Below are 12,987 nucleotides of genomic sequence, written 5' to 3'. Positions count from 1 at the left end.
TAATAATCTCAAGGCATGGGTGTGGCTAAAACAAGCTGCCGAAGGTGAGGTTGCTCAAGCCTCACGAGTTGCCGAGAAAGTTTATACTCGACTGACACCCCAGGAGATAAAGCAGTTGGAAAAAGGCAGATATCGAATAGATTTCGATAGTGGTTCTGATTTCGCGGATATGCCAACAGTCTTATTCACACAGTATAGGCTGGGAAAACTTGGTTATGAATTAGGCCCGGTAGATGGGCTGATGGGGTCAAAGACCCAGGAGGCTATCAACTCTTTTGTGCGGGAGCGTAACCTCAACATTCCAGAAGTTATTTCCGAAGCTCTGTTGGAAGAACTCCGCGCAACTTTCTAGATTTGATTGTCCTTAAAATTTTATGTTGGATTGGCAGCTAACAGGCTATCCGTTTACAGATTATAAGCGCTGGACTGTAAGCAGAGGTCTATCCGTGCCCGGAGTTGTTCTTCTCTTTAAGGGAGCTATTCGATAATGGCGCTTTCAATGCCCAGCAGATCATTAACGGCAGTTTTGACTTCATTTGTAACATCTTTATTTGCAGCCTCAATAAGAGATTCTGCTTCTGTTTCTGCCGCACTCTGGAAGTCTTCTTCCGCTGTTTCTGCTGCGGCAACCGCTGTTTCTGCTGCTTCTGCAGCCGCTGCGGCTTCAGCAAGCTCTGTTTCTGCCGTGGTTAACGCATCAGATGCGGCTGCGGCTGAAGCGATTGCTTCAGCAGATTCTATGTCGGCAATGGCTTGTGCGGCGACGGCTTCTGCAGCTTCAGCAACAACGGTTTCCTGAGCTTCGGCTGCTTCCTCTGCTGCCGCATCCGCGAGCTCTTGTGCCGCCGCTGCGGCCTCTGCGAGGTCAGGATCATCAGGATTAGCATCGGCCAGATCCTGGGCGTCATTTGCAGCGTCTTGGGCTGCGATTGCCTCTTCTGTTGCTGTCGTCGCGGCTGCTTGAGCGCTTGCAACCTGTGAGGCTTCTGTATCAGCCGTTTCTTGTGCAGCCACTGCTTCTGCGGCTTCTGCTTCTGCCGTTGCCTGGGCTTCCGCCGCAGCTTCTTCTGCTGCCGCAGCTTCGTCCGCTTGGACTGCTGCTTCAGCTATAGCATCAGCTGCGGCTTCCGTGGCGGCATCAAGAAAATCTTTTGCTGTATTGGTCGCTGCGACAGCCTCTGCATAAGCTGCAATTTTACCCACTCGAGATTTTGTAGACGCCTTGCTCAGGGCTGTGGGAGAAGCATGTGCTGCATTCAATGCGCCGAGTGCACTGGATATAGAGCCCTTGTTGTCTTTTTTATCAGAATTGCTACTTTCGCTTTTGCTGCTGTTTCCGCTACCGTTTCCACCGTCGCTTCCACCAACGTTTCCGCCGTCGTTTCCACCACCGTTTCCGCCGTCGTTTCCACCACCGTTTCCGCCGTCGTTTCCACCACCGTTTCCGCCGTCGTTTCCACCACCGTTTCCGCCGTCGTTTCCACCACCGTTTCCACCACCGTTTCCGCCACCGTTTCCGCCACCGTTTCCACCACCGTTGTTGGCGTAGGCTGAATTACTTTGCAGGCTGAAGTCGGAAAGATTGATCGTGATCGGCATTGCGACGATTGCAAGCGTGACCAGACTGACGGTACTCGTCAGTAGTAGAGATCTTTTTGAGGGCGCGGTCATGTTAATCTCCCAATTCGGGACTGTTACAACAGTTAGCGCGAGCAAGTCTGTGGCAACCAGTGTACATCATCATGAAGCGCGAGCATGCTATTTTAAGTAGCACAATTACATTAAAATGTATGAGTTAATTCTGTGTTAATTACCTATGAGTGTTTGCTAAAATTTTAAACACTTTTTGATTGCATTGGAATTTATCTTTGATTTGAATAAGGTAGATGAAGACGAATTAAGTGTAGAATTTTCTGCGACTCCGTTTGTAAATTTGTAAGATGACGTGGAATACGGACCAAGCAATGAAATAACTTGACCCAGAGTTAGGTTTTTAATAGGTTCCGATCAAATATCTGTCATGGGTCAAAGCATCCAGCTCTAAGGAGCTCCGCCAGTCCGCGAGTATCGCGCACTGGCGTAAATTGCGTTTGGCGTATGTGATTGCCGTTTTCAGCCTTTTTGGCTGGTTGATTTTGAAAGAGGGACAATATGTTCGATAGCCTTCAGGAACGTCTGGGTTCAGTCTTTGACAAGCTGAAGCGCCGCGGCGCATTGAGCGAAGCTGATGTTACAGCTGCTCTGCGTGAAGTGCGCGTTGCTTTGCTTGAAGCTGACGTAGCTCTTCCTGTGGTCAAAGACTTCGTTGAAAAGGTCAAGGCCGAAGCTGTTGGACAAGACGTTCTGAAGTCCGTGACTCCTGGCCAGATGGTGATCAAGATTGTAAACGATCACCTCGCTGAAATGCTGGGCTCTGATCACGCTGCTCTTAATCTCCAGGTAACCCCACCAGCCGTCATTATGATGGTTGGTTTGCAGGGCTCTGGTAAAACAACTTCTACAGCGAAGATTTCCAAGCGTTTGACCGAAAAAGAACGCAAGAAGGTCTTGATGGCTTCTCTTGATGTTCAACGACCTGCTGCGCAAGAACAGCTTGCTGTATTGGGTGCGCAAATTGGTGTGCGGACTTTAAACATCGTCCCTGGCGAACAACCGGTCGCGATTGCCAAGCGTGCCGTCCAAACAGGTGCGCTTGAAGGTTTCGACGTTGTTATGCTCGATACCGCTGGTCGTTTGGCGATTGACGAACAGTTGATGGCCGAGGTTGAAACCGTTCGCGATGCAACTAAGCCAGCTGAGACACTGTTGGTTGCAGATGCGATGACCGGTCAAGATGCGGTTACAGTTGCTGATACCTTTAATAAAAAGGTTGGTTTGACGGGTATTGTTATGACCCGTATGGACGGTGATGCACGTGGTGGTGCGGCACTTTCCATGAGAGCGGTTACTGGATGCCCGATTAAATTGATGGGTGTTGGTGAAAAGCTCGACGAACTTGAAGACTTCCACCCTTCACGTGTTGCCTCCCGAATTCTTGGCATGGGTGACGTTGTTTCGTTGGTTGAGAAAGCTGCTGAATCCTTTGATGAGGAAGAAGCTGAAAAACTCGCCGCGAAAATGAAGAAGGGCAAGTTTGATCTGAATGATTTGGCAAGTCAGCTCAAGCAGATGCAAAAGATGGGCGGAATGTCCAGCTTGATGAACATGCTGCCTGGGATGAACTCTGCCCAAATGAAGAAACTGAAAGATGCCAAGGTCGATGACAAAATCATCAACCGTCAATTGGCGATCATTTCATCCATGACACCTCAAGAACGTGAGAAACCGGAAATTATCAAAGCAAAACGGCGTACCCGTATTGCAGGTGGTTCCGGAACTTCCGTTCAGGATGTGAATAAGCTTCTCAAGCAACAACAAGAAGCTGCCCGCATGATGAAAAAAGTCCAAAAAATGGGCAAAAAAGGCATGATGCGTGGTGGATTGCAAAATTTGATGCCGCCTGGAATGGGGTTCCCGAAATAATCGGGCTTCAGGAAAGAAAGCGTCTAAGTAAGTAGTGAAATAAGTTTAGTTTAGTGTTTAACAAGAGGAACTGAAATGGCTGTTAAAATTCGCCTCGCCCGCGGCGGCGCCAAGAAACGTCCATACTACCGTATCGTAGTTGCTGACGTTCGTGCTCCACGTGATGGTCGCTTTATCGAAAAAATTGGTGCCTACAACCCAATGGTACCAAAAGATCACCCGGAGCGTCTAAAACTAGACGAAGACCGTGTTAAGTATTGGCTTTCTACTGGTGCTCAGCCAACAGATCGCGTTGCTCGTTTCTTGGGCGAACTCGGTCTTGCTGAAAAGCGTGCTGTTCCAGAGCAGACCAAGAAAAATCAGCTGAAAGCAAAAGCCAAAGAGCGTCTCGAAGAGAAGCGTATGGCTGCTGAAGCTGCCGCTGAAGAAGCTGCTGCAGCAGCTGCTGATAGCGCTGCTGAGTAACTCGGCTGTATAGGATTTCTTAAGCTCATGGCATTAAACCACGAAGATAGAGTTTGTGTTGGCGTGATCGCTGGAGCGCACGGAGTGCGCGGTCAGGTTAAGATCAAAAGCTATACAGAAGTTCCAGAAGACGTGGCGGCTTTCGGACCAGTGACGGATGATGCAGGCAACTGCTATAAAATCGCTATTACGGGCCATGCCAAGGGTACCGTTCTAACGCGGCTTGAGGGTGTGAAAGATCGTGATCGCGCCCAAGAAATGCGGGGAACAAAACTGTATGTTAACCGTGATCTTCTACCAAAACTGATTGAAGACAACGAATTTTACTACTCTGATCTTGTCGGCCTTAAGGTCGAGAACCCCAAAGGTGAGGTTCTTGGTACTGTTAAGGGCGTATTCGATTTCGGAGCGGGTGATATTCTTGAATTTGACAGTGTAAGTGGGCAGCCGGAAATGGTCAGCTTTACTGAAAGCTCTGTTCCGGTGGTGGACCTGGAGGGAAAACGTATCGTTGTCGATATGCCCGAAGTGGTTCTGGGTCGGGAAGGCTAGAGGCTGGATTATATGATCTGGTGTTTTAGTTTTTTAAACCGGGTTGCTAGACAGGATGTTGGATAACGTGACTACCAACTGGACAGCAACAGTACTTTCGCTCCATCCGGAAATGTTTCCGGGCTCTCTAGGGTTATCTCTGGCAGGGCGAGCTCTTGAAAAAGGGATCTGGGAGTTGGATAAGGTGGACATCCGCAATTTTGCGCATGACAAACACCGTACTGTTGATGCAATCCCTTTCGGGGGTGGTGCTGGTTTGGTAATGCGTCCTGATATTGTCGATGCAGCCTTGAACTCAGTGGCTGGCAAAGCTGGCCCGGTTATCTATCTCTCGCCGCGTGGACGGCTTCTGGATCAGGATTTGGTCAAGGAGCTTGCGGCAGGACCCGGAGTGACACTCCTTTGCGGGCGTTATGAGGGGATCGACCAGCGGGTCTTGGACGCGCATGAGGTGATAGAGGTTTCGGTTGGTGATTACATTTTGTCTGGTGGTGAACAGGCAGCGCTGATCCTTATGGATGCTGTCATTCGTTTGTTACCGGGGGTTATGGGAAACCAGGAATCTGCAGACGAGGAATCGTTTGAAACTGGCTTACTGGAGTATCCGCTCTATACGCGACCAGCTGAATGGCAAGGTCGCCAGGTACCCGAGGTTCTATCCTCTGGTCACCATGGGAAGATAAAACAGTGGCGTCAGGAACAGGCGGAAGAGATTACCAAGAAAAGGCGTCCCGACTTATGGGACAAGTACTTGGATAAACATAACGATACCAAACTGGGCCGATAGGTCCGTTGAAAAGCTAAACGGGTCAATGGCCCCAAAAGAATGGTAGAGGATAGAAACATGAATGTAATCGAGAAGCTAGAAGCTGACCAGATTGCCAAGCTTACTGAAGGCAAAAAAATCCCTGATTTTTCTGCTGGTGACACCATCCGCGTAAACGTTAAAGTTGTTGAGGGTACTCGCGAGCGTATCCAGGCTTTTGAAGGCGTTTGTATCGCACGTAAAAACGCTGGTTTGAACTCTGCTTTCAACGTACGTAAGATTTCTTACGGTGAAGGCGTTGAGCGTATCTTCCCACTATACAGCCCACGTGTTGATTCAATCGAATTGATCCGTCGTGGTGATGTGCGTCGCGCAAAACTTTACTATCTTCGTGATCGTCGTGGTAAATCTGCACGTATCGCAGAAAAAACAACTGGTGCTGCTGGTAAAGCTGCTGCTGCTGAACGTGCTGAAAAAGCCGCTGCAAAAGCTGCTGCCAAAAAGGCATAAGTTTGGACAATACCCGACCGCGAGCTTCTCCGGTTGGGATATCTGTTATGAAAAGGGCGCCTTGTGGCGCCCTTTTTGTTTTTGTAGTTTTCTTGATGTCGTTAAAAGTTTGAGAAATTTTTATGACCCGGTGGATGCAGTAGCCACTACAGGCACGGCGTTTAAGTTCCAGTCATAATGGTGGCTTTCAAGGGAGCGGACTTTCATCAGCTTCTTTTTCTTCTCTGTAGAAGCGTAAGTTCGCATGTGATCCAAAATCGCAGCGTCACTTCCACCAAAGTCCTCTTTAAACCAAACATAGATGCTTGAAACTACGGCTTCATTGTTTTCAGGAATAGTGATTGCCCTGGGGTGATTGATGAAAGTTTTTGCAGCCTGGTTTAGCTGGTTTTCACTATCTTTAGCGGTAATGGCCTGCTTTGGAATGTCCGGGCAGCCAAGAGAGGCGCAATTTAAGACATAGTGAATTCTCGGATCATTCCAGCCTGGGCGAAGAATGCCGTGTTCTATGTCGTTGAGAGATAGCTTTTCACCTTCAACACGTAGGATTTTTTTTCCCCAAGGGCCAGACGCAAATAGTCCAGGAGAAATGTTTATATCACGAATGCTTTCTACAGGCATATGCTCAAGAACGACTTGCACGGTTGTGGCATTATAAAGGTTAACCCAATAGGCCAGCTGTTCTTTGCGGTTGAGACTGCTTACTGGGACAGTTTGTAGCTGTTGAATGAATTCCCCAAGGGCCAGACGATCATTTAAAGAAACCCGGTGGTAAGCAATACGTGCTATCCCATCATAATTATCTTCGCGGTAGTTGTTGAGAAACAAATTCCAGTTTTTGTTCTGGATTGTTTGGGTGTTTGCAGGGTCAAAGTTGGCCCAACGAGGTATGGATTCTGCCTTCGGAGCAAGCAGGGCTTCAAAAGGGGCAAAGCCACTGACAAGGAGTCCCACTGCCATTACGCATGGTAGTAAGAGGATTCTTAGTTTACGGGCCATGTAATGCACTCCAAAATTTCGTCTGCTAACACCCTGCCGCGGACTTGTGCGGTGAATATGTACAGAATGAGGTGATTTTGGGGGTGTTCGTCCAGTAACAAACTTGTGGCAGAAATGGCCTATTTTCGTGAGTTCATTGTTCAAGGTGATGTTTTAAATGCCTTTTATCCTCACGGAAGAAGTCTAAAGAAAAGGAAAATTTAACGTGATTGTTTGTGGGTGCAGCGCAATAATTCACTGAAGATGAGTGTAGAAAAGTAGCTAATTACACGACAGATACGAAATTTTCTTATAGAATAGTTACAAAAAGAGATTCATTCGTTCTAAAGGACTTTTCGCCGCAGTGCGGAAGCGTTATGCTCCGCTCGAACTTGGCCCAAACTTTTACGAATGGTCATGAGATTGGTTTATGGCCGCTGTTAATAGTTGTTGCCTTTAGGCATGACTTTATAGGTGGGGAATAGCCGCCAATAAAAAAACGAGGACTTTGTTAGGATGAGTAACCCGCGGACCCTTTTCGAAAAGATTTGGGATAGTCACATGGTTCACAGTCAAGATGACGGAACCGCTTTGATTTATATCGATCGTCACTTGGTACACGAAGTAACAAGCCCACAGGCTTTTGAAGGACTTCGTATGACTGGCCGCAAAGTGCGCCGCCCAGAAAATACACTTGCTGTGCCTGACCACAATGTTCCGACTGAAGGTCGCGCCCAAGGTATTGCAGACGAAGAAAGCCGTATTCAGGTTGAAACTCTCTCGAGCAACTGTGAAGAGTTTGGCGTTCAACTGTTTGGCATGGACGATATCCGTCAGGGTGTTGTTCACATCATTGGCCCAGAGCAAGGCTTTACCCTTCCTGGCATGACAATTGTTTGTGGTGATAGTCACACCGCGACACACGGTGCTTTTGGTTCCCTTGCTTTTGGTATCGGGACATCTGAAGTTGAGCACGTACTCGCGACTCAAACACTTATTCAAAAACCAGCAAAAACCATGCGCATTTCTGTCGAAGGTGATTTGCTTCCAGGTGTTACCGCCAAAGACATGATTCTGCATATCATTGGTGTTATTGGTACTGCTGGCGGTACAGGCTATGTGATTGAATACGCTGGTGAAGCCATGCGTAGCCTTTCAATGGAAGGTCGTATGACCATCTGTAACATGTCAATCGAAGCTGGCGCACGTGCAGGTCTCATTGCTCCTGATGAAGTTACTTTCGAATATTGTAAAGGTCGTCCTCTTTCTCCTAAGGCTGGGAATTGGGAACAGGCAGTTGCTTATTGGAAGACTCTTCCCTCTGATGAAGGCGCGACCTACGATAAAGAAGTCGTGGTTAAAGCCTCTGACATCGAACCTCAGGTTACTTGGGGAACTTCACCGGAAGATGTTGTTGGTATTTCTGCAGCGGTTCCGGCCCCTTCCGATGGTCGTGATGATAACAAAAAATCAGCAATTGAACGCTCTCTTGAATACATGGACCTGAAGCCTGGCCAGGCAATTCAGGATATTTCCATCGATAAAGTTTTCATTGGCTCTTGTACCAATGGTCGTATCGAAGACCTTCGTGAAGTCGCTCGTATCGCTAAAGGCCGCAAGGTTGCTGAAAGCGTATACGCGATGATCGTTCCCGGGTCTGGTCTGGTGAAGCTACAAGCTGAAGAAGAAGGTCTAGATGAGATCTTCACCGAAGCTGGATTTGACTGGCGTGAGCCTGGTTGTTCCATGTGCTTGGCTATGAATGCTGATCGTCTTTCTCCGGGTGAGCGTTGTGCATCGACGTCCAACCGTAACTTCGAAGGTCGTCAGGGCCGCGGCGGTCGTACTCACCTTGTCAGTCCGGCAATGGCTGCAGTTGCGGCAATTGCAGGTCATTTTGATGATGTTCGTAAATACGATTAAGCGTAGAAGCTAAAGGAAAACAGAGAATGGATAAGTTTACATCACTCACCTCTGTGGCTGCTCCGCTGCCATTGGTGAACATCGATACCGATATGATCATCCCAAAACAGTTTTTGAAAACTGTAAAGCGCACAGGCCTGAAGGCTGGCCTCTTTTATGAGTTGCGTACGGATGAAGACGGTAATCCGGTTGATTTTGTTTTGGACGAACCTGCTTACAAAGAAGCTCAGATTCTTGTGACCGGAGATAACTTCGGTTGTGGATCATCACGCGAACATGCGCCTTGGGCTCTTTTAGACCAGGGTATTCGTTGCGTAATTGCACCGAGCTTTGCTGATATTTTCTATAATAACTGCTTCAAGAACGGTATTTTACCAATCGCTCTGCCGCAGGAAGATGTCGATAAATTGATGGATGACGCCAAGCGTGGATCAAACGCTGTCGTTTCTGTTGACCTTGAAGCTCAAGAAATCAAGGGTCCTGATGGCGGCACGCTAAAGTTTGAAGTTGATGCCCATCGTAAACATTGCCTGATGAACGGATTGGACGATATCGGTCTGACTTTTGAAAAGTCTGAGCACATCGATCAGTTTGAAAATCAACGCAAAGCTACACAGCCTTGGTTGTAAGAAATATGTGGGGGCTATTACTGGCCCCCATTTTTTCGACTGGCTCTCAGTCGATGAAGATTAGGGGTCGATGAAGATCCCGAATGAATAGTACGGATATAGTGGGCTGGCATTTGCCAGCCGTCTTTTTGTAAGAAAGTGCGGAAGCGAAAAATGGCATCTAACAAAAATCTATTGATTCTCGCCGGTGATGGTATTGGTCCAGAAGTAATGCGCGAAGTAAATCGCGTTGTTGACTGGATGGATAAGCGCCGTGCAGTGAGCTTTGACATCACCGAAGATCTCGTCGGTGGCGCAGCTATCGACAAACACGGTGTGCCGCTCGCGGATGAGACAATGGATAAGGCGATGGAAGCCGACGCCGTGTTGTTGGGTGCTGTTGGTGGTCCGCAGTGGGACAACCTCGATTTCTCAATCAAGCCAGAGCGCGGACTGCTGCGTTTGCGTAAAGAGATGGAGCTTTTTGCCAACCTTCGCCCAGCACTTTGCTTTGATGCGCTTGTCGAAGCGTCATCCCTGAAGCCTGAACTGGTATCTGGCCTTGATATCATGATCGTTCGTGAGTTAACTGGCGGTGTGTACTTCGGAGAGCCTCGCGGTATCGAAGACATCGGCAATGGCGAACGTCGTGGCATCAATACGCAGGTTTACACTACTTCTGAAATCCGTCGTGTTGCCGAGGTTGCTTTTGATCTCGCGCGGAAACGTGATAGTCGGGTTTGCTCTGTTGAAAAAGCCAATGTTATGGAATCAGGTCTGCTATGGCGTGAAGAAGTCACCAAACTTCACGGCGAAGGTTTTGACGACGTAGAACTCTCTCACATGTATGCCGATAACTGTTCAATGCAGCTGGTTCGCACACCTAAGCAGTTTGACGTTATTCTGACGGATAATCTGTTCGGGGATATGCTTTCTGATACTGCGGCTATGCTCACGGGCTCTCTCGGTATGTTGCCATCTGCATCGTTGGGTGCAACGGATGCAACAGGTCGTCGTAAAGCCATGTACGAACCAGTACACGGATCCGCCCCAGACATCGCAGGCGAGAGCAAAGCCAATCCGTTGGCAACAATTCTCTCCTTCGCCATGAACCTGCGTTATTCTTTCGATATGGGTGATGAAGCCGATCTCATTGAAAATGCTGTTACTAAGGTTCTGTCTTCTGGCAAGCGTACCGGTGACATCATGGCCGATGGTTGTGAATTGGTTTCCACCGAAGGTATGGGAACAGCCCTTCTTCGCGAACTTGACGAACAAACTGCTTAATAGGCGGTTTCGAGAATATAAAAGGGGCGCTGAGTGCGCCCCTTAAACTATTGACGAGCCAAACGTCTATTCAAATTTATTGCGTTGCCCGTTTGAAAGCTGCTGTGGCTATTCCCATTGCGACCAATGCACCGCCACCAAAACGAGATAGTGTTGCGAGTATTGATGGTCGCGCTATTTTGTGACGCAGCCTATCGGCAAGCAGTGCATATGCTAGCGCATTGATGGCTGCAAGCCCGACGAACGTCGCAGTCAAGATGGCAAATTGTGGTAATAATTCTCTTTCTGTTGTTATAAATTGCGGAACGAAAGCAATAAAGAACACGATAGATTTTGGATTTAAGGCTGTTACTGCAGTTGCGTGACCAAATACACTAGATGCCGTTGTCTGCGAGACATCTTCCAGATTACCAAGCGATGCTGTACGGGCGCTGCGAAAGAGCTTCACGCCTAAATAGATCAGATAAATGGCTCCAGCCCATTTTAATGCGGTGAAAATGGTAGCAGAGGCAAGTACGACTGCTCCAAGTCCAGCAAGTGAAGCTGTCATCGCTATAAGATCACCCAAGGCAACGCCGGCAACAGTTGCCAATGCAACGGTTCGTCCCTGACTGATTGCATAGCTTAGGACTAACAATACAGTTGGCCCGGGGATGAGAAGTAGTGCCGTTGATGCTGCAACAAATGCGAGCCAGATTTCAAAACTCATTCATATGCCTTTCAATATAAGTATAATGAGAGCCATCCACAGGTTTGGGGCTTGGTAAAGAGATTTATTTTATGTCATTGGGAAAATCGGATATCGACTTAAGATTGGGTCATGTCATGCTAGGCTTTGTCAGCACTCTATATCTTTGAGCGTGTTGTCAGGGGACAATAAGCTTTCTTTGATGTATTGTTTAAGAATCGATAATTTCTCGGTTGACCACCAGTTTAAAGCTGATTACGTTAGCGACCGAGTTAATACCCGAGTGGACTAGGTTTTATGTTTAATCACGTTGCACATAACGCACCGCGCGCTGCACACACTGCGAAGCTTCTTCGCCGTGCGTTCTCTGCTGCGCGTCCAGTTGCAACCGTGACAACCACCTGGACCATGATTACCACCACACCTGTCACCACCACTAAGGTGAAGATGGGTGGCAGAAGGTAAATCCTCTCGGGAATAAAGGCTGATAAAAGGGCCGTCCCATTGAGGGGCGGCCCTTTTTCTTTAGGGCTTCTATTTCTGCCAAAAGGCAGATGGATGCGAAGATATTTGAAATGGTCTCATTGTGAGGCCAGCAACTGAAAGAGCATAGGCTAAAGCCATGGGTCACAAGATTGCAGTAATGGGTGCTACTGGCGCCGTAGGTCGTGAAGTTTTAACAACTCTGTCTGAGCGCGGGTTCGATATCAACGATATCACCGTTTTGGCTTCCAGTCGTTCCGCAGGCACAAACGTGTCCTTTGGTGATGTGGGTGAGCTAACAGTTAAAAACTTGGCGACGTTTGACTTTAAAGGCATTGATATTGTTCTATCTTCACCAGGTGGTGCGGTGTCTGCAGAGTATTCACCAAAAGCGGCTGCTGCCGGTGCTGTTGTGATCGATAATACATCCCATTTCCGTATGGACCCGGATGTGCCTTTGATCGTTCCAGAAGTTAACCCAGAAGATTTGGCTGGTTATAAAAAACGCAACATCATTGCAAACCCGAACTGCTCTACCATTCAGATGGTACACGTTCTTAAGCCTCTTCATGATGCTGGTGTGATTAAGCGTGTCGTCGTTTCCACTTATCAGGCGGTTTCTGGTTCAGGTAAAGATGCGATGGATGAGCTGTTCAACCAGACCCGTGGTATTTTTGTGAATGATCCCGTTACCAAGGAATGCTTTACCAAGCAGATCGCCTTCAACGTAATCCCGCACATTGATGTGTTCATGGATGACGGTTACACCAAAGAAGAATGGAAGATGACGGTCGAGACCAAGAAAATTCTCGATCCAAAAATCAAAGTGACAGCAACTTGCGTGCGTGTTCCTGTCTTCATTGGCCATGCCGAAGCGGTATCTGTTGAGTTCGAAAAAGAAGTTACCGTGGAGCAAGCGCGTGAGCTCTTAAAAGACACACCAGGTATTTCTGTTATCGATTACCGTCAGGACGAAGGTTATGTCACACCGCAGGAAGCTGCGGGTGAAGATGCAACATTTGTTAGCCGTATTCGTACGGATCCTACCGTTGATTACGGTCTTAATTTGTGGGTTGTCGCTGACAACCTGCGTAAGGGCGCTGCCCTTAATGCGGTTCAGATTGCTGAGCTGCTTATTAAGGACCATCTCAGCTAGGCTGAGGTCGTTCTTAATGTCCTCCTCTGTCGTACTTGCAGGGCTCGGA

The 12,987-nt window shown here is 48.1% G+C and carries 13 protein-coding genes; 10 read left to right on the top strand and 3 right to left on the bottom strand.

What is annotated here, in order from left to right:
• Positions 1 to 352: peptidoglycan-binding domain-containing protein (locus ACOGW3_RS10100; protein WP_419902856.1), on the top strand; the 352-nt coding region annotated here is incomplete at its 5' end.
• Positions 353 to 477: 125 nt separating this feature from the next.
• Here ACOGW3_RS10100 and ACOGW3_RS10095 read toward each other — a convergent pair.
• A complete protein-coding gene (locus ACOGW3_RS10095) occupies positions 478 to 1,671 on the bottom strand; it encodes a hypothetical protein (RefSeq protein WP_419902855.1) in 1,194 nt (397 codons plus the stop codon).
• 480 nt (positions 1,672 to 2,151) lie between these two features.
• On the opposite strand from ACOGW3_RS10095, the gene ffh reads away from it, so the two are divergent.
• The 5 genes from ffh to rplS all read left to right on the top strand — a co-directional run bounded on the left by ffh (position 2,152) and on the right by rplS (position 5,815).
• Positions 2,152 to 3,522, top strand: coding sequence for a signal recognition particle protein (ffh, locus tag ACOGW3_RS10090; RefSeq protein ID WP_419902854.1), 1,371 nt, complete (start codon positions 2,152 to 2,154; stop codon positions 3,520 to 3,522).
• A gap of 75 nt (positions 3,523 to 3,597) precedes the next feature.
• A complete protein-coding gene (gene rpsP / locus ACOGW3_RS10085) occupies positions 3,598 to 3,987 on the top strand; it encodes a 30S ribosomal protein S16 (RefSeq protein ID WP_419902853.1) in 390 nt (129 codons plus the stop codon).
• 27 nt (positions 3,988 to 4,014) lie between these two features.
• Positions 4,015 to 4,539, top strand: a complete 525-nt coding sequence (gene rimM, locus ACOGW3_RS10080; protein WP_419902852.1) for a ribosome maturation factor RimM — start codon at positions 4,015 to 4,017, stop codon at positions 4,537 to 4,539.
• Between the two features lie 67 nt (positions 4,540 to 4,606).
• The gene (gene trmD, locus ACOGW3_RS10075) at positions 4,607 to 5,326 is read left to right on the top strand and encodes a tRNA (guanosine(37)-N1)-methyltransferase TrmD (protein WP_419902851.1); all 720 of its coding nucleotides are present in this window, start codon (positions 4,607 to 4,609) and stop codon (positions 5,324 to 5,326) included.
• A 57-nt stretch (positions 5,327 to 5,383) separates the two neighbouring features.
• Positions 5,384 to 5,815, top strand: coding sequence for a 50S ribosomal protein L19 (gene rplS / locus ACOGW3_RS10070; RefSeq protein WP_419902850.1), 432 nt, complete (start codon positions 5,384 to 5,386; stop codon positions 5,813 to 5,815).
• 120 nt (positions 5,816 to 5,935) lie between these two features.
• Here the strand turns inward: rplS and ACOGW3_RS10065 are convergent, their stop codons facing one another.
• Positions 5,936 to 6,814 carry a DUF547 domain-containing protein gene (locus ACOGW3_RS10065; protein WP_419902849.1) on the bottom strand — a complete coding sequence of 293 codons (879 nt, stop codon included), beginning with the start codon at positions 6,812 to 6,814 and terminating at the stop codon, positions 5,936 to 5,938.
• A gap of 495 nt (positions 6,815 to 7,309) precedes the next feature.
• Between ACOGW3_RS10065 and leuC the strand changes: the two genes are divergently transcribed.
• The 3 genes from leuC (at position 7,310) to leuB (ending at position 10,611) form a co-directional block, all read left to right on the top strand.
• The gene (gene leuC / locus ACOGW3_RS10060) at positions 7,310 to 8,716 is read left to right on the top strand and encodes a 3-isopropylmalate dehydratase large subunit (protein WP_419902848.1); all 1,407 of its coding nucleotides are present in this window, start codon (positions 7,310 to 7,312) and stop codon (positions 8,714 to 8,716) included.
• Positions 8,717 to 8,742: 26 nt separating this feature from the next.
• Positions 8,743 to 9,345, top strand: coding sequence for a 3-isopropylmalate dehydratase small subunit (gene leuD, locus ACOGW3_RS10055; RefSeq protein WP_419902847.1), 603 nt, complete (start codon positions 8,743 to 8,745; stop codon positions 9,343 to 9,345).
• 153 nt (positions 9,346 to 9,498) lie between these two features.
• Entirely contained in the window at positions 9,499 to 10,611 is a 1,113-nt protein-coding gene (leuB, locus tag ACOGW3_RS10050; RefSeq protein ID WP_419902846.1) for a 3-isopropylmalate dehydrogenase, read from the top strand.
• A gap of 76 nt (positions 10,612 to 10,687) precedes the next feature.
• On the opposite strand, the gene ACOGW3_RS10045 is transcribed toward leuB, so the two are convergent.
• Positions 10,688 to 11,320 (bottom strand): LysE family translocator, encoded by a 633-nt coding sequence (locus ACOGW3_RS10045; RefSeq protein WP_419902845.1) that lies wholly within the window; start codon positions 11,318 to 11,320, stop codon positions 10,688 to 10,690.
• A gap of 601 nt (positions 11,321 to 11,921) precedes the next feature.
• On the opposite strand from ACOGW3_RS10045, the gene ACOGW3_RS10040 reads away from it, so the two are divergent.
• Positions 11,922 to 12,938 carry an aspartate-semialdehyde dehydrogenase gene (locus tag ACOGW3_RS10040; protein ID WP_419902844.1) on the top strand — a complete coding sequence of 339 codons (1,017 nt, stop codon included), beginning with the start codon at positions 11,922 to 11,924 and terminating at the stop codon, positions 12,936 to 12,938.
• The last annotated feature ends 49 nt before the right edge of the window (positions 12,939 to 12,987 follow it).

It is taken from the genome of Kiloniella sp., assembly GCF_965205715.1.
Classification (GTDB): Bacteria; Pseudomonadota; Alphaproteobacteria; order Kiloniellales; family Kiloniellaceae; genus Kiloniella.
Note: the sequence above shows the minus strand (reverse complement) of the source record. Positions and strands in the feature narration are given on the sequence as shown.